Genomic DNA, 16,143 nt, shown 5'->3' with positions numbered 1-16,143 from the left:
GCACCATTCTGGCTTGAGTGAGGGGACTTCAGCCAGTGTTTATTCGGCCTTCACCCACAGCGGGTAGATGTCGACTTCGCCGGTGAAACGAACAGGGCTGAACTGGAAGCCCTGCAGGTAATCACGACGTGCCCAGCGGCGGTTCTGCAGCATGCCGAACACTTCCGGCTGGTCTGCGACGATCTGGGTCTGGATGTCGGCATAGAGCTTGGCGCGCTCATCCCAGTTCGACGAGGAACGAGCCTTGTCGATCATCTCGGTGACCTTCGGATTGTCGTAGAACATCATCGCGAAATACTGGCCCCAGCTGTTCTTGTGATACTGGTAAGCGACAGCGTCCGGATCGGTCGAAACCGGGGTCGTGTAGACCGAGGTCATCGAGGGCGACGTCTCGACCTTGGAACCGTTGGCGACCATGTTCGGCCACTGTTCCGGCTTGATCTCGACATTGATGTTGAGCGGCTTCAGGCTGTCGAGCAGCACGAGACCGATGCGGCGGGCTTCTTCGAGACCGGCAACGTGAACGTAAGGCAGGGTGATGCCGCCATTCGGATAACCGGACTTCGCCAGATATTCCTTGGCCTTGGCAAGGTCCTGGCGCGGAATGCCGGGCACGTCGATATGGCCCTTCATCGCATCCGGGATCGGGCTCGTTTCGAGCGACGCAGCGCCGTTATAGACCTGGATCAGCGCATCATAGTCCATCGCATAGGCAATTGCCTTGCGCAGGTTGATGTCGGCGGTCGGCCCCTGCTGGGTGTTGAACTTGATGCCGAAGGTGGTCATGCCCTTGTGGTCTTCGATGGCGATGCCCTTGGCACGCGCGATCTGGACATAGTCGTCCGGCGTCAGGCCTTCGACGATATCGGCTTCGCCGCGCTGCAGAGCTGCCTTCTGGGCGGCGGGCTCGCGGATGATCTTGTAGATCACGCCGGCCGGACGGTTTGCATCGCCCTGCGGCCAGCCCTTCCAGTAATCGGCAACGGCTTCGGCTTCATAAAGAACATTCGGTTCCCAGCGGCCGAGCTTGAACGGACCGGAGCCGGCTTCGTTGTCGGTCAGCCACTTCTGGCCGTAATCGCCGTCAACTTCGTTGGCCTTAACCTGCGCCGGGTTGACGATGTACCACCAGGGCAGGAAGGAGAGGAACGGCGTGTAGGGAGCCTTCAGCTCGAACTTGACGGTATAATCGTCGACGACGCTGATGCCTTCCGGCGCCAGAAAGTCCTTGAGCATCCAGGCGACGCCCTTGTTGAGCTTCAGGCCGCGCTCGAAGGAATAGCGGACGGCCTCGGCATTGACCGGGTCGCCATTGTGGAATTTTGCGTTCTTGACCAGATGGAAGGTCCAGGTCTTGCCGTCTTCGCTGGTTTCCCACTTTTCTGCGAGCCATGGCTTGATGACCGCCGGATCGCCTTCATACTTGACGAGACCGTCATAAACGGCCTGCTGCATCATGCGGGTAGACCAGTCGTAGCGGATATGCGGATCGAGAACCGGAATGGCCTGGCGGCCGCCGAAGACGATGACATTGCCCTTGTCGGTGCGCTCGAAAGCGTTGGCAGGGGTAGCAAGAACCGACGAGGCGAGAAGCCCCGCGATTGCGATATTCCTGATGATTTTGCCGAACATGTAGTTCCCTCTCTTATTAGACGGCTTTAGATCAGACTGACTTTCAACCCTTAAAGCATCTGGCGGACGACACCCGCCACCAACCGGCGCGACAGAAGCACCGGCGCATCGGTGGATTTACGCACTTCCTCATGCATCTCGGCCGAATAGCCCATGCAATGCATGACGATGAGATCGCAGCCTTCCAGCAGCTTCGCCCGCTCCCCCATCTCGTGGCCGGCATAAGGCGATGCGGAAACGAGGCTCGGATTGCCCGGCAGCACATGGCGTTCTTCGAAATCCCGGATCTGCCGCTCAAGCGGCACGATGACACCGAGCTTGCGGGCAGAAGCAGCTAGCGCCTCGACGGTCGAGTCGACGATCCGCTGGGCCTCAACCACGAGCGTATTCTTCAACGGTTCGATCTTCGTGCCGGTGCAGAGCAGGACGATCAGATCGAAACCTTCGCCATCAATCTTCTGTAAGAGCACGTTCAGCTTCTCTTCCGTCAGCGCCTTCGAAGAAACGATCTCTTCGCCGCTCGCAAGACGGGTCGCAAACGAATGTTCGCCATCCCTTGCGCGCATCGCATCGAGTTCCGCCGGGCTCATGCCGTCCAGCACACCGAACTCTTCATGTACGATACGGCCTTCCGGCAGACCGACGGTAATCTCGGCCATCATTTCAGGTACGAGGTCGACGCGAGGCGTCTGACCGATAGTCACGAAGGCAATCTTGGATGTGGAAGGCATGCTCTCGTTCATTCCCTGCTTTATCTTGTTGGCAGGGAGCCTAGCGCTCGAATGCGCGACTTCACTATAGGGTAATGCCCCTAGTGGGTAACAATTCGGAAAGATCTTTTACGATCATTTTTTAGGCAAATCGCCATTTTCACGCAATTTTCTTACGCATTTGAGATTATTTTTGTTATGGATGGCCCGCGGCGACGACCATGCGGATGAGCGCATTAGAGGACGTCACTCCCATTTTCGCCATCACGTTGGAGCGGTGGATCTCGACCGTTTTCGGGCTGATACCGAGCTGGCGCGCAATCGCCTTGTTCGACAGGCCTTCCGCCACCAGCGAAAGCACTTGCCGCTCCCGCGGCGTCAACCGCTGCAGCTTTTCCGAAAATTCCGCCGGAACGCCGGGCAATGCCACCGGATGCGTGCCGTGCAGGAGTAGGCGGATTGCGCTGACAACGATGCGGCGAGCGAGCACTACCGGCTTGCCGCTCGCCTTGGCAACCGTCTGCCTGTCGGCCTCGGTAAAACTCACAGAATTCAGCACGATGATCTCGGCATCCGCGAGATCGAGCAGTGCCCCCGCCAGCAACCGCTTGTCGCCATCCGCGGCGTAACTTGCGGTGATTTTGTAGGGCGAAAGTGCGGGAATATCGAGTTCGTCGATCTGCTGTTCCAGCGGCTGGATCAGGCCGACAGCAGACCCATGCGCCGCAAGCGAAATCACCGTCGATTCCATCGCGCGCTGGGCATTCACGGTCGGACATGTGCTCTCGAAATCCCGGAACAATCCGGTCGACAGGATCACCACCAGATCGAATTCGTTCGGCTGAAAGGCGGCTGCAATCTTCGCCATCCGCTCGGCGATCCGCGGCTTGGAGACGACGATATCGCTGCCGTCGGCCAACCGGGTGACGATGCTCGTCTCGCCCGGCCGCACCTTGAGGTCGTTGATCTCGGCCTGCGAAAGACCATCCAGAGCGCCGATTTCGAGCGCCTCGATCGGCAGATCGAGGTTCACGAGCATGTCGTCGATAATGTCTGCGCGCGGCGTCTGCCCGACGCTCAAGAACATTACGCGATGGGGCGGTTCCGCTGCTTCCGCGATGGTCGAAGACGGAGTGTGAGGATGCTTCGTCACGGGCAGTGAATCGGTCCTTCTGATCGTATCGCTATAGCCGTTCTAGACATGCACAAATTAAAGGCAAGCCCATTCTAGGGGCAGTCCCCTATAGGCATTCTTCGTCGCACATGGCTAGGTTCTAGCACAATATTCGGAGGCAAACATGATCCGTGATTTCGAAGCAAGCGAGATCGACCCGCTTGCCGTTGGTGCCTGGATTCTCGGGACCGGCGGTGGTGGCAGTCCTTATCTGGCGCAGCTCAACCTGAAGAAGCTCTACAAGGACGGCAAGCGCGTCAAGCTTATCGATCCGAACGCTCTGGACGATGGCGATGCCGTCGCAGTCGTGTCGAAGATGGGCGCCCCTTTGGTGGGCCAGGAACGTCTGGTCGACCCGGCCCATCTTGCCCGCGCCATGCAGCTGATGGAAGAATATACCGGCCGCAAGTTCCGCGCCGTGATGAGCGTCGAGATCGGCGGCGGTAATGCGCTGTCGCCCTTCCTCGCAGCCGCCATGCTGGATATCCCGGTCGTTGACGCCGATGCGATGGGCCGTGCCTATCCGGAAGCGCAGATGACCAGCTTCGCCATCGGCGACCTGCCAATGTACCCGCTGACACTGGTCGATTGCCGTGACAACGAGGCGATCGTGGCCAAGGCCGCGTCGTGGAAGTGGATGGAGCGCATCTCGCGCAAGATCTGCACCGAAGTTGGTTCGACCTCGGCCACCTGCAAGGCCCCGCGCACCGGCAAGGAAGTCAAGGAGTGGGGCGTGCTCCACACCGTGACCAAGGCCGTCAGCCTCGGCCGTGCGGTCCTTGAAGCCCGTGCGGCCCATACCGACCCGATCGCAGCCGTGCTGGCTCACGAAGGCGGCAAGGTTCTATTCAAGGGCAAGGTTGCCGATGTGGATCGCACCACGACCGGCGGCTTCCTGCGCGGTGCAGCCATGATCGACGGCCTTGACGACGATCGCGGCGCGCGTGTCGAACTCGCCTTCCAGAACGAATGGGCAGTCGCCTTCCGCGACGGCCAGCCGATTGCCATGACCCCTGACCTGATCTGCCTGCTCGACACCGTGTCGGGCGAAGCGATCGGCACGGAAACGGTGCGTTACGGCCAGCGCGTCACGGTTGTCGCCCTGCCGGCCCCGGCCGTTCTGACCAGCCCCAAGGGCCTCGAACACGTCGGCCCTCGCGCCTTCGGGTATGATCTTGATTTCAAATCGGTGTTTGCAGCATGAAGCGGATCGGAATTGACGTCGGCGGCACCAATACGGATGCCGTGCTCATCGATGGCGAGAAAGTCGTCTCCGCCATCAAGTTTCCCACCACCGCGGATGTGATGCAGGGCGTCGTCAACGCCATTGGCCACGTCGTATCCTCGCAGGTGCCCGGCGCCTCGCCGATCGACGCCGTGATGATCGGCACGACGCATTTCACCAATGCTGTCGTCGAACGTGCCCGCCTTGAGCGCATCGCCGCGATCCGCATCGCCATGCCGGCCGGCGCATCCCTGCCGCCGATGATCGACTGGCCGGATGATCTGCGCGAAAGCGTCGATCCTCTGTCCTTCATGGTCCATGGCGGCCACGAATATGACGGACGCCCGCTGGTTCCGCTTGCCCGCGACGAAATCCGCGACGCGGCGATGAAAATCCGCGACGCCGGCATCACCTCCGTCGGCATCACCGCGCTCTTTTCGCCGCTGACTGCCGAATGCGAGCTGGAAGCAGCCGAGATCGTTCGTTCGGTCATCCCGGATGCGCGCATCACGCTCTCCCATACTCTGGGCCGTATCGGTCTTCTGGAACGCGAAAACGTCACGCTGCTGAACGCCGCCCTTCAGGGCCTCGGCCGCAAGACGATCGACGCCTTCAAGGACGCGCTCGTCAAGGCTGGCGTCAACGCGCCCTTCTACCTCACCCAGAATGACGGCACCGTGGTTCTGGCGGATGTTGCAGCGGCAAACCCGGTCTACAGCTTCGCGTCGGGTCCGACCAACTCCATGCGCGGCGCGGCCTTCCTCACCGGCCTGAAGGAAGCCATGGTCATCGATGTCGGCGGCACAACGTCGGATGTCGGCTGCCTCGTCGGCGGTTTTCCGCGGGAAGCCAACAACGTCGTCGAAGTCGGTGGTGTGCGCACCCTGTTCCGCATGCCCGACCTTCTGCCGATGGCACTCGGCGGCGGCACGATCATCGATCCGGAAACCCGCAAGATCGGCCCGCGTTCGGTCGGGTATCGCATCACCGAGAAGGCACTCGTCTTCGGTGGCGATACGCTGACCACGACCGACGTTGCCGTAGCTGCCGGTCTCGTCGAAATCGGCGACCGCGACCGCGTCAAGCATCTCGACAAGGCAATGGTTGCCGACCTCCTGAAGCGCATCGAAGCCATGGTTGAAGACGGCGTCGACCGGATGAAGACCTCGGCCGAAGGCGTGAGCCTGATCGCAGTCGGCGGCGGTGCCTTCCTCATCCCGGAAAAGCTGAAGGGTGCCAGCGAAGTGCTGCGCGTCGAACATGCAGGCGTTGCCAATGCACTCGGTGCGGCGATGGCGCAGGTTTCCGGCGAAGTGGATCAGGTATTCTCCGACATGTCGCGCGACAAGGCGATTGCCGAAGCCGAGCGCATCGCCCACGAGCGCGCTATCGAATCCGGTGCCGATCCGAAGTCGATCGTCACGCTGGATACGGAAGACATCCCGATCGCCTATCTGCCGGGTGATGCCCGCCGTGTGCGCGTCCGCGTCGTCGGCGATATCGCCTTCATGAAGGATCAGCAGAAACAGGCTTCGTAAACGCAGGCTAGCGCGCTACGGTAGCATGAAAATCAGACATCCCCGGTCTCCCAGAGGATCGGGGATTTTCATATTGAACAGGCGAGGAATGCGTCATGAAGGCCATGTATTACGAAGCATTCGAACAGATGCCCGAGATCAGGACATTGCCTGATCCCGAGCCGACCTTCGGCGGCGTCGTGATCAAGGTCGGGGCAACCGGCCTCTGCCGCAGTGACTGGCACGGCTGGAAGGGCCATGATCCCGATATCCAGCTGCCGCATGTTCCGGGCCATGAACTGGCCGGCAAGGTGGTGGCAAAGGGCAAGGGCGTGATGCGCTTCAAGGTCGGCGATCGCGTCACTGTTCCCTTCGTCTCCGGCTGCGGCCATTGTGCCGAATGCCATTCCGGCAACCAGCAGGTCTGCCCCGACCAGTTCCAGCCCGGCTTCACCCATTGGGGCTCGTTCGCCGAATATGTCGCGATCGATTATGCAGACACCAACCTCGTGCACCTACCGGAGGAAATCGACGACGCAACCGCCGCAAGCCTCGGTTGCCGTTTCGCAACCTCCTTTCGCGCGGTTGCCGATCAGGCCCGCACCGGCCCCGGTGACTGGGTGGCCGTCCATGGCTGCGGCGGCATCGGCCTTCCGGCAATCATGATCGCGACGGCCCTCGGTGCAAACGTCATCGGCATCGACCTGACCGAAGACAAGCTGGCGATGGCGCGCCAATGCGGCGCCGTCGCCACCATCAATGGCAGCTCGGTGCCGGACGTTGTCGAGGCCGTGCGGGAAATCACCAAGGGCGGCGCGCATGTCTCGATCGACGCACTCGGCCACCCGACAACCTGCTTCAACTCGATCAAGAACCTGCGCCGCCGCGGCCGCCACGTTCAGGTCGGCCTGATGCTCGGAGAACACGCGACGCCGCAGATCCCGATGGCGCAGGTCATCGGCCACGAGCTGGAAATCTACGGCAGCCACGGGATGCAGGCCTGGCGTTACGACGCAATGCTTTCGATGCTGACTGCCGGCAGGATGAAACCGCAGCAGCTCATTTCCAAGCGGGTGAGCCTCGCCGAAGGCGTCACCGAACTGGTCAATCTCGACAAAGCCGAGACCCCTGGCATCGCCGTCATCACCAGCTTCTGAGCCTGCCCGGGTATGTGGGAGGCCGAAACATCAGCCTCCCACAAAGGCATCCTGATTGTCCTGCACCAGCGCCGTCAGATAATCGGCAACCGCCCGCACGCGCGGAACCCGGCTCATATCGCGATGGCGCACGATGTAGTAATGCCGGGTCAGCTGCACCTCACCCGGCAGCACGATCTCCAGTTCGCTCTGACGGCTGGCGATGAAATGCGGTAGGATGCAAAGCCCCAGCCCGTTCAGCGTCGCCGTCAGCTGCGCGAAAATGCTGGAGCTCTGGAATTTCGGCTTGATGCCGGGATGCACGTCGCCGAGATAATCCAGCCCAGGCGCAAAGATCATGTCTTCGATATAGCCGATGAACGGATGATCGAGCAGATCCTCCCGGCGCTTGAGCGGGGCCGCACCCGCCAGATAGCGTTTCGCCCCATAAATGTTAAGTTTGTAGTCGGTGATCTTCTCGATCAGGTAAGGTCCGGCCTTGGGCGGATCGAGCGCCACCGCGATATCCGCCTCCTTGCGCGACAGTGACATGATCTGCTGGATCGTCACCAGTTCCAGCGACAGGCTCGGATGCCGCTCGGTAAAATCTCCGAGATGATGGGCAAGGAAGAAGTTCGAAAAACCTTCCGGCGCACTTAACCGCACGACACCCTGATGCGCCGCATTGCCGGACGTGATCTCGGCCTGTAAGCGATCGGCCTCCCCCTCCATCCGCTCCGCCGTCTCGACGAACCGTTGCCCAACCGCTGTCAGCACGTAACCACGCGGATTGCGCTCGAAAAGCTTGACCTTGAGGGCAAATTCCAGCCGGTCGATCCGGCGCGAGACGGTGGCATGGCTGGTGCGCAGGTGGCGCGCCGCCGTCGACAACTGCCCCGTGCGGGCAACCGCCAGAAAATACTGCAGGTCATCCCAGGTAAAGATGGGATTGCCGCTCATAACCCCTCCCCGGTCCGAGCCGATCTGTTCAAAAATGCACAGATGCTGTTTGCAATTAATAGTGGCGAGCTTCTTGCGTCAACGGCTGTTTTCCTCAACCATGTGCTTATGGAAGTGCTGCTTTGAGGAGGGCGGCCTGCCAATTTTGAACAGATAGCGCTCTGCAATCTCTTGGGAGGAGACCTTATGCGTAAGACGTTCCTGACGTCGCTGGCCGTGCTGCTGGCGAGCGGCACTGCATTTGCTCAATCGGCATCGGACGGCAAGGTAAAGATCGGCATCCTGAACGACCAGTCCGGCGTCTATGCCGACTTCGGCGGCAAATCGTCCGTCGAGGCCGCCAAGATGGCAATCGAGGATTACGGCGGCAAGGTGCTGGGCGTCCCGGTCGAACTCGTAAACGCCGACCACCAGAACAAGCCGGACGTCGCCTCCAACATTGCTCGCCAGTGGTATGACACCGAGCAGGTCGATGCGATCATGGACCTGACCACCTCGTCGGTCGGTCTTGCCGTTCAGGCGCTGTCGAAGGACAAGAAGAAGATCACGATCAACACCGGTGCTGCAACCGTCGACCTGACCGGCAAGGCCTGCACCCCCTACGGCTTCCATTGGGCCTATGACACCCATGCGCTCGCCGTCGGCACTGGCGGTGCCATGGTCAAGCAGGGAGGCGACAGCTGGTTCTTCCTGACCGCCGACTATGCCTTCGGCTATTCGCTGGAGCAGCAGACGAGCGATTACGTCAAGGCCAATGGCGGCAAGGTGCTCGGCTCGGTGCGCCATCCGCTCTCCAGCCAGGATTTCTCGTCCTTCCTGCTGCAGGCCCAGTCGTCCGGCGCCAAGGTGATCGGCCTCGCCAATGCCGGTCTCGACACGGCAAACACGATCAAGCAGGCCGCCGAATTCGGCATCACACAGGGCGGCCAGAACCTCGCGGCACTGCTCTTCACCCTCGCAGAAGTGCATGGCCTCGGCCTTGAAGCCGCGCAGGGCCTGACGCTGACCGAAGGTTATTACTGGAATCTCGACGACAAGAGCCGCGAATTCGGCAAGAAATTCTTCGCCAGGACCCAGAAAATGCCGAACATGGTTCATGCCGGCACTTATTCGGCCGTCACCCATTATCTGAAGGCAGTCGAGAAGGCTGGCTCCGACGATGCGGATGCAGTGGCCAAGGCCATGCGTGACATGCCGGTGGACGACTTCTTCGGCCGCGGCGGCACTGTCGCTGCCAATGGCCGCATGATCCACGACATGTATCTGCTGCAGGTCAAGAAGCCGGCCGACAGCAAGGAACCCTGGGACTATTACAATGTGCTCGCCACCATTCCCGGCAAGGATGCCTATCTCGATCCTGCCAAGGCCGGTTGCGAGCTGGTGAAATAATGGCAGCGCCTCTTCAGGACCTGCACGAGGAGCCGCGGGTGGTCTTGTCCGCCCGCGGTCTCTCCAAGAGTTTTGGCGCTTTCGCAGCGGTAAGAGATGTCGATCTCGATATCCACCACACCCGCGTCCACGCTCTGATCGGCCCCAACGGCGCCGGCAAGACGACGGTTTTCAACCTGCTGACAAAATTCCTGCAGCCGACCGCGGGTTCGATCACGCTTCTCGGCACCGACATCACCAAAACTGCGCCGGACAAGGTGGCCCGCATGGGCCTGGTCCGCTCGTTCCAGATTTCCGCGGTCTTCCCGCATCTCACCGTTCTCGACAATGTCCGCGTTGCCCTGCAACGTCCGAACGGCCTTTCGACCCAGTTCTGGCTGCCAACCTCGTCGCTCGACCGGCTGAACGCCCGCGCCGACGAGCTGATCGAAACCGTCGGGCTGAAACGCGAGCGCAATGCGATGGCCGCCGACCTCTCCTATGGCCGCAAGCGCGTGCTGGAGATCGCCACAACTCTGGCGCTCAACCCAAAGGTATTGCTGCTCGACGAACCGATGGCCGGCATGGGCCAGGAGGATATCGGCACCGTCTCCGGCATCATCCGCGAGGTGGCAAAAACCCGGGCCGTGCTTATGGTGGAACACAATCTCTCGGTCGTCGCCGATATCTGTCACCACGTCACGGTGCTGCAGCGAGGCCAGATCCTCGCCGAGGGGGACTATGCGGCGGTGGCTCAGGACGAGCGCGTCCGACTCGCCTATATGGGCACGGAGGACGCGTGATGGCGAAACCGCTTCTCGAAGTCTCCAACCTCAATGCGTGGTATGGCGAAAGCCACATCCTGCACGGCGTCAACATGACTGTGGGCGAAGGCGAGACGATCACGATCCTCGGCCGCAACGGGGTTGGCAAGACGACGACGCTGCGCACCATCATGGGCATCATCCGCGAGCGCAAGGGCGAAATCCGCTTTGCCGGCAAGGATATGCTCGGCGTGCCCTTGCACAGGACGGCCCATGCGGGCTTAGGCTTCGTGCCCGAAGAGCGCGGCATCTTCTCGACGCTGACGGTCGACGAGAACCTGATGCTGCCGCCGGTCGTGGCGGAGGGAGGAATGCCGCTAGATGAAATCTACGCGCTCTTCCCCAACCTCCACGAAAGACGTTCCAGCCCCGGCACCAAACTCTCCGGCGGCGAACAGCAGATGCTCGCCATCGCCCGCATCCTGCGCACCGGCGTCAAACTCCTGATCCTCGACGAACCGACGGAAGGGCTGGCCCCCGTCATCGTCCAGCGCATCGGCGAGGTTTTGAAGACGCTGAAGCAGCGCGGCATGACGGTTCTGATGGTCGAACAGAACTTCCGCTTCGCCAGCCGCGTGGCGGATCGCTTCTACCTGATGGATCACGGAAAGATGGTGGCGGATTTCCCGGTCGGCGAATTGCCTGAGCGGATGGATACGCTGCACAAGGTGTTGGGGGTGTGAGGATGCCAACTGAAGCTGCTTTCGCATCGGCAAAGTCCCCCTCTGGCCTGCCGGCCATCTCCCCCACAAGGGGGGAGAAGACCCGTGGCAACCACCAGCCTCACGTAGACCTCGGCGGTGCCGCCAGGTTAAGCCCTCCCCCTTGTGGGGAGGGTTGGGAGGGGACTTTTTCCATATGGAAAGAGCTGGCCGAGACCTATGGCTCGGCCCCGACAAGCCGGCAGGCCAGCGGGGGGCTTTTACCTACAAGCATTGCAGGAGGGTTCACCCCATGACCATGATCTTCGGCATCCCTTTGCAAGCCTTCATGGGCCAGCTCCTCATCGGCCTGATCAATGGCTCCTTCTACGCGCTCCTGAGCCTCGGCCTCGCCGTCATCTTCGGCCTGCTGCGCGTCATCAACTTCGCCCATGGCGCGCAATATATGCTCGGCGCCTTTGTCGCGATGCTGATGCTGCAATATTTCGGCATCAACTACTGGTTCGCGCTCATTCTGGCCCCGATCGTCGTCGGCCTGTTCGGTGCGATCATAGAGCGCCTGCTGCTGTCGCGGCTCTACAAGCTCGATCATCTCTATGGCCTGCTCTTCACCTTCGGCCTGGCGCTGACGATAGAGGGCACATTCCGTTATCTTTACGGCTCGTCAGGCCAGCCCTACGCCCCGCCGCCGGCGCTCACCGGCGCCACCAATCTCGGTTTCATGTTCCTGCCCAACTATCGCGGCTGGGTGGTCGTCGTGTCGCTAATCGCCTGCATCGGCACCTGGCTTCTGATCGAAAAGACCAAGCTCGGCGCTTACCTGCGGGCTGCGACCGAGAACCCGACGCTGGTGCAGGCTTTTGGCGTCAACGTGCCGATGCTGCTGACGCTGACCTACGCGTTAGGCGCTGGTCTCGCCGCCTTCGCCGGTGTGCTGGCGGCCCCCGTCTACCAGGTCTCGCCGCTGATGGGATCGAACATCATCATCGTCGTTTTTGCCGTGGTCGTGGTCGGCGGCATGGGCTCGATCATGGGCGCCATCCTCACCGGCTACATGCTCGGCATCGCCGAGGGCCTGACCAAGGTCTTTTATCCGGAAGCCTCGAATATCGTCATCTTCGTGATCATGGCGATCGTGCTTCTCATCCGCCCTGCCGGCCTGTTCGGCCGGGACGCGTAAGCGAGGCAAAGTCATGAGCCATGTCGTCCATTCGACCACAACAACGACCACCACCCGCACGGAGCGTTCGGCAACCGCCTCGAAAGCCTATGCGGCCTTTCTCGGCATCGGCCTCGTGCTGCTGATCGTGGCACCACTGTTCTTCTACCCGATCTTCCTGATGAAGCTTCTGTGCTTCGCGCTGTTCGCCTGCGCCTTCAACCTGCTGCTCGGTTATACCGGCCTTCTCTCCTTCGGCCATGCGACCTTCTTCGGCGGTGCCGCCTATTTCACCGCCCATGTCACGAAGGAATGGGGCGTCACACCGGAGATCGGTATTCTTATCGGCGTCGCGGGCGCAGCAGCGCTCGGCCTGGTCATGGGCTTCTTCGCCATCCGCCGGCAGGGCATCTATTTCGCCATGATCACGCTGGCGCTATCGCAGATGTTCTTCTTCTTCTGCCTGCAGGCATCCTTCACCCATGGCGAGGACGGCATCCAGTCCGTGCCGCGCGGCCAACTCTTCGGTCTCATCGATCTCGCAGACACGACCAGCATGTATTACTTCGTGCTCGCCGTCTTTCTCATCGGCATGATCGTCATCTGGCGCTTCATCAACTCGCCCTTCGGCATGATCCTCAAATCGATCCGCGAGAACGAACAGCGCGCCATCTCGCTCGGTTATTCGGTGGCCCGCTACAAGCTCGGCGCCTTCGTCATGTCGGCAGCGCTGGCGGGGATGGCCGGCGGTACCAAGGCGCTGGTCTTCCAGTTCGCCACGCTCACCGATGTCGGCTGGCAGATGTCCGGCGAGGTCATCCTCATGACCCTTCTCGGCGGCATCGGCACGCTGATCGGCCCGGTCTTCGGCGCCGGCCTCGTGGTCACGCTGCAGAACTATCTGGCAACCTCGCAATTCCCCGTCACCATCATCACCGGCGTCGTCTTCATGGTCTGCGTCCTCCTCTTCCGCCGCGGCATCATCGGCGAATTCTATGCCTCAAGGCTCGGCCGAAAACTCGGGTTCGAGCACAGGCGGTGAGTGAGATGTCTGCGCCGGCTTCTGCCCCTCACCCAGAGCGCAGAATCTGCGCTCCACCTCTCCCCGCAAGCGGGGCGAGGGAACGTGCCCTGCTCAGCGCTGGAGAAAGCTGGAAACGGTGCGGCTCGTGTCCTTCTCCCCGCCTGCGGGGAGAAGGTGCCGGCAGGCGGATGAGGGGCACCTCGGAGTAGCATATGTCCATAGACACCTACGATTACATCATCATCGGTGCGGGCAGCGCCGGCTGCGTGCTTGCCAACCGCCTGTCAGCCGACCCTCGCAATCGCGTCCTGCTTCTGGAAGCCGGCGGCAATGACAACTACCACTGGGTCCATATCCCTGTCGGTTATCTCTACTGCATCAACAACCCGCGCACTGACTGGTGTTTTGCGACCGAGAAGGAAGATGGCCTGAACGGCCGCTCGCTCAGCTACCCACGCGGAAAACTGCTCGGCGGCTGCTCGTCGATCAACGGCATGATCTACATGCGCGGCCAGTCCCGCGACTACGACCTCTGGCGACAGATGGGCTGTACCGGCTGGGGCTGGGATGACGTGCTGCCGCTCTTCAAAAAGAGCCAGGATTTCTACAAGGGCGCCGATCAGATGCATGGTGCCGGCGGCGAATGGCGGGTGGAAAAGGCACGTGTCCGCTGGGCCGTGCTCGACGCGTTCCAGAAAGCGGCCGAAGAAGCCGGCATCCCTGCCATCGACGATTTCAACCGCGGCGATAATGAAGGCTCCAGCTATTTCGACGTCAACCAGCGCTCAGGCATCCGCTGGAACACATCGAAAGCCTTTTTGCGCCCGGCGATGAAACGCCCGAACCTCAACGTCCTGACCAAGGCGCATGTGCGAAAACTGATCGTCGAGACCGGCGAAGTGAAGGGCGTCGAATTCCAGCATGACGGCATCACAAAGACCGCACATGCCCGTCGCGAGACCATCCTCTCCGCCGGTGCGATCGGCACGCCGCATGTGCTGGAGCTCTCCGGCATTGGCCGCGGCGACATACTCTCCGAGGCCGGCATCGAGACGGTGAAAGAGGTCAAAGGCGTCGGAGAAAACCTGCAGGACCACCTGCAACTCCGCCTCGTCTACAAGGTAACCGGCGTGCCGACGCTGAACGAAAAGGCATCCCGGCTGCTCGGAAAGGCGGCAATCGGGCTGGAATATGCGCTGAAACGCTCCGGCCCGATGTCAATGGCCCCGAGCCAGCTCGGCATCTTCACCAAGTCCGGGCCGGACAAGGAAACCGCCGATCTCGAATATCATGTCCAGCCGGTCTCGCTCGACCGGTTCGGAGAACCCGTCCACGCCTTCCCGGCGATGACGGCAAGCGTCTGTAATCTCAGGCCCGAAAGCCGCGGCTCGGTCCATCTGAAAGGCCCGGATTTCGCTGCCGCGCCTGCGATCCGCCCGAACTATCTCTCGACCGCCGCCGACCGCGACGTGGCCGTTCGCTCTATCCGCTTGACCCGTGAAATCGTCAAAAAGCCTGCCTTTGCGCGCTACAATCCTGAGGAATACAAGCCCGGCCCGAGCTACGACACGGACGCCGATCTGGAACGCGCTGCCGGCGAGATCGGCACGACGATCTTCCACCCGGTCGGCACGGCCCGCATGGGCGCTGATCCCGACAGCGTCGTCGATCCGCGGCTAAAGCTTCGGGCACTCGGAAAACTGCGCATCGCCGATGCATCGATCATGCCGACGATAACATCCGGCAACACCAATTCGCCGACGATCATGATTGCCGAAAAGGCGGCAGAAATGATCCTCGCGGACAATCGCTGACGACAATCGGCGCAAGACGAAAGGGAGAGAAGACATGACCCGGATCGCATTCATCGGCCTCGGAAACATGGGCGGCCCGATGGCCGCAAATCTGGTGAAATCAGGACATGCGGTCTCCGGCTTCGATCTCTCCGAAGCCTCGGTGAAAGCCGCCAGTGAGGCGGGCGTCGATCCGGCCGCATCGCTCACTGAGGCGGTACGGGACGCCGAATGCGTCATCACCATGCTGCCCAAGGGCCAGCATGTCGTCTCCGTCTGGACCGATCTCGCTACCCTTGTGGCGGAAGGCATGCTTCTTATCGACTGCTCGACGGTGGATGTGGATAGCGCCCGTAAGGCCCACGGTCTTGCCGGCGCGATGAACTGCCCCTCGCTCGACGCCCCGGTCTCCGGCGGCACGACGGGGGCGGCAGCCGGCACGCTTACCTTCATGGTCGGCGGTTCGGATGAGGCCTTTGCTGCGGGCAGGCCGATCCTCGAAGCCATGGGCAAAAAGATCGTCCATTGCGGCGGCAACGGCGCGGGTCAGGCGGCAAAGATCTGCAACAACATGATCCTCGGAATCTCGATGATCGGCGTCGCGGAAGCCTTCGTGCTGGCAGAAAAGCTCGGCCTTTCGCATCAGGCCCTGTTCGACGTGGCCTCGACGTCATCTGGCCAATGCTGGTCGCTTACGACCTATTGCCCCGTCCCCGGCCCGGTGCCGACCTCACCTGCAAACAACGATTACAAACCGGGATTTGCTGCAGCCCTGATGCTGAAGGACCTGCTTCTGTCGCAGGAGGCCGCAAAACACAGCGGCGCCAAAACGCCGCTTGGTGCACATGCGGCTGAAGTCTATGCAGCATTCGAACGTGCCGGCCATGGCGCCGAGGACTTCTCCGCCATCATCCGCATGTTGCGTCAGACGCAGGACACATGACGTCAAACCAAAAAGA

General features: G+C 61.4%; 14 protein-coding genes. 10 read left to right on the top strand and 4 right to left on the bottom strand.

The window, feature by feature from the left end; translation table 11 throughout:
* Positions 1-39: 39 nt before the first annotated feature.
* The 3 genes from ACI3K0_RS16640 to ACI3K0_RS16630 form a co-directional block, all read right to left on the bottom strand.
* A complete protein-coding gene (locus tag ACI3K0_RS16640) occupies positions 40-1,632 on the bottom strand; it encodes an ABC transporter substrate-binding protein (protein ID WP_404945694.1) in 1,593 nt (530 codons plus the stop codon).
* A gap of 50 nt (positions 1,633-1,682) precedes the next feature.
* A complete protein-coding gene (locus ACI3K0_RS16635) occupies positions 1,683-2,363 on the bottom strand; it encodes an AroM family protein (protein WP_404945693.1) in 681 nt (226 codons plus the stop codon).
* 175 nt (positions 2,364-2,538) lie between these two features.
* Positions 2,539-3,495: an AroM family protein gene (locus tag ACI3K0_RS16630; protein ID WP_404945692.1), complete on the bottom strand. Its 957-nt coding sequence runs from the start codon at positions 3,493-3,495 to the stop codon at positions 2,539-2,541.
* A gap of 145 nt (positions 3,496-3,640) precedes the next feature.
* Here ACI3K0_RS16630 and ACI3K0_RS16625 point away from each other — a divergent pair, with 145 nt between their 5' ends.
* From ACI3K0_RS16625 to ACI3K0_RS16615, 3 genes are all read left to right on the top strand, one after another.
* Positions 3,641-4,720, top strand: coding sequence for a DUF917 domain-containing protein (locus tag ACI3K0_RS16625; RefSeq protein ID WP_183820810.1), 1,080 nt, complete (start codon positions 3,641-3,643; stop codon positions 4,718-4,720).
* On the top strand, positions 4,717-6,279 hold the full coding sequence (locus ACI3K0_RS16620) for a hydantoinase/oxoprolinase N-terminal domain-containing protein (protein WP_404945691.1): 1,563 nt from the start codon (positions 4,717-4,719) through the stop codon (positions 6,277-6,279). Before ACI3K0_RS16625 ends, ACI3K0_RS16620 begins: the two co-directional genes overlap by 4 nt.
* Before the next feature lie 95 nt (positions 6,280-6,374).
* The gene (locus tag ACI3K0_RS16615) at positions 6,375-7,415 is read left to right on the top strand and encodes a zinc-dependent alcohol dehydrogenase family protein (RefSeq protein ID WP_404945690.1); all 1,041 of its coding nucleotides are present in this window, start codon (positions 6,375-6,377) and stop codon (positions 7,413-7,415) included.
* 30 nt (positions 7,416-7,445) lie between these two features.
* On the opposite strand, the gene ACI3K0_RS16610 is transcribed toward ACI3K0_RS16615, so the two are convergent.
* The gene (locus ACI3K0_RS16610; protein ID WP_404945689.1) at positions 7,446-8,354 is read right to left on the bottom strand and encodes a LysR family transcriptional regulator; all 909 of its coding nucleotides are present in this window, start codon (positions 8,352-8,354) and stop codon (positions 7,446-7,448) included.
* A gap of 186 nt (positions 8,355-8,540) precedes the next feature.
* Here ACI3K0_RS16610 and ACI3K0_RS16605 point away from each other — a divergent pair, with 186 nt between their 5' ends.
* The 7 genes from ACI3K0_RS16605 to mmsB all read left to right on the top strand — a co-directional run bounded on the left by ACI3K0_RS16605 (position 8,541) and on the right by mmsB (position 16,127).
* Positions 8,541-9,743 carry an ABC transporter substrate-binding protein gene (locus ACI3K0_RS16605; protein ID WP_404945688.1) on the top strand — a complete coding sequence of 401 codons (1,203 nt, stop codon included), beginning with the start codon at positions 8,541-8,543 and terminating at the stop codon, positions 9,741-9,743.
* The gene (locus tag ACI3K0_RS16600) at positions 9,743-10,525 is read left to right on the top strand and encodes an ABC transporter ATP-binding protein (RefSeq protein WP_404945687.1); all 783 of its coding nucleotides are present in this window, start codon (positions 9,743-9,745) and stop codon (positions 10,523-10,525) included. Before ACI3K0_RS16605 ends, ACI3K0_RS16600 begins: the two co-directional genes overlap by 1 nt.
* Complete coding sequence (locus tag ACI3K0_RS16595) at positions 10,525-11,229, top strand: ABC transporter ATP-binding protein (RefSeq protein WP_206823754.1); 705 nt, start codon at positions 10,525-10,527, stop codon at positions 11,227-11,229. Before ACI3K0_RS16600 ends, ACI3K0_RS16595 begins: the two co-directional genes overlap by 1 nt.
* A 271-nt stretch (positions 11,230-11,500) precedes the next feature.
* Complete coding sequence (locus tag ACI3K0_RS16590; RefSeq protein WP_404945686.1) at positions 11,501-12,388, top strand: branched-chain amino acid ABC transporter permease; 888 nt, start codon at positions 11,501-11,503, stop codon at positions 12,386-12,388.
* Between the two features lie 13 nt (positions 12,389-12,401).
* The gene (locus ACI3K0_RS16585) at positions 12,402-13,409 is read left to right on the top strand and encodes a branched-chain amino acid ABC transporter permease (protein WP_404945685.1); all 1,008 of its coding nucleotides are present in this window, start codon (positions 12,402-12,404) and stop codon (positions 13,407-13,409) included.
* Positions 13,410-13,609: 200 nt separating this feature from the next.
* Positions 13,610-15,205: a GMC family oxidoreductase N-terminal domain-containing protein gene (locus tag ACI3K0_RS16580; RefSeq protein WP_206823915.1), complete on the top strand. Its 1,596-nt coding sequence runs from the start codon at positions 13,610-13,612 to the stop codon at positions 15,203-15,205.
* A 34-nt stretch (positions 15,206-15,239) separates the two neighbouring features.
* On the top strand, positions 15,240-16,127 hold the full coding sequence (gene mmsB, locus ACI3K0_RS16575; RefSeq protein ID WP_206823762.1) for a 3-hydroxyisobutyrate dehydrogenase: 888 nt from the start codon (positions 15,240-15,242) through the stop codon (positions 16,125-16,127).
* Positions 16,128-16,143: the final 16 nt, after the last annotated feature.

The organism is Rhizobium sp. ZW T2_16, from assembly GCF_044987325.1.
In the GTDB taxonomy this organism is placed as follows: domain Bacteria; phylum Pseudomonadota; class Alphaproteobacteria; order Rhizobiales; family Rhizobiaceae; genus Neorhizobium; species Neorhizobium cellulosilyticum.
This window is presented reverse-complemented; position numbering and strand designations above follow the sequence as displayed.

Coding starts and splice junctions, on each gene's coding strand:
- ACI3K0_RS16595 (WP_206823754.1), top strand. CDS start 10,525: ATGGCGAAACCGCTTCTCGAAGTCTCCAACCTCAATGCGTGGTATGGC.
- ACI3K0_RS16605 (WP_404945688.1), top strand. CDS start 8,541: ATGCGTAAGACGTTCCTGACGTCGCTGGCCGTGCTGCTGGCGAGCGGC.
- mmsB (WP_206823762.1), top strand. CDS start 15,240: ATGACCCGGATCGCATTCATCGGCCTCGGAAACATGGGCGGCCCGATG.
- ACI3K0_RS16620 (WP_404945691.1), top strand. CDS start 4,717: ATGAAGCGGATCGGAATTGACGTCGGCGGCACCAATACGGATGCCGTG.
- ACI3K0_RS16585 (WP_404945685.1), top strand. CDS start 12,402: ATGAGCCATGTCGTCCATTCGACCACAACAACGACCACCACCCGCACG.
- ACI3K0_RS16640 (WP_404945694.1), bottom strand. CDS start 1,632: ATGTTCGGCAAAATCATCAGGAATATCGCAATCGCGGGGCTTCTCGCC.
- ACI3K0_RS16625 (WP_183820810.1), top strand. CDS start 3,641: ATGATCCGTGATTTCGAAGCAAGCGAGATCGACCCGCTTGCCGTTGGT.
- ACI3K0_RS16590 (WP_404945686.1), top strand. CDS start 11,501: ATGACCATGATCTTCGGCATCCCTTTGCAAGCCTTCATGGGCCAGCTC.
- ACI3K0_RS16615 (WP_404945690.1), top strand. CDS start 6,375: ATGAAGGCCATGTATTACGAAGCATTCGAACAGATGCCCGAGATCAGG.
- ACI3K0_RS16610 (WP_404945689.1), bottom strand. CDS start 8,354: ATGAGCGGCAATCCCATCTTTACCTGGGATGACCTGCAGTATTTTCTG.
- ACI3K0_RS16600 (WP_404945687.1), top strand. CDS start 9,743: ATGGCAGCGCCTCTTCAGGACCTGCACGAGGAGCCGCGGGTGGTCTTG.
- ACI3K0_RS16635 (WP_404945693.1), bottom strand. CDS start 2,363: ATGCCTTCCACATCCAAGATTGCCTTCGTGACTATCGGTCAGACGCCT.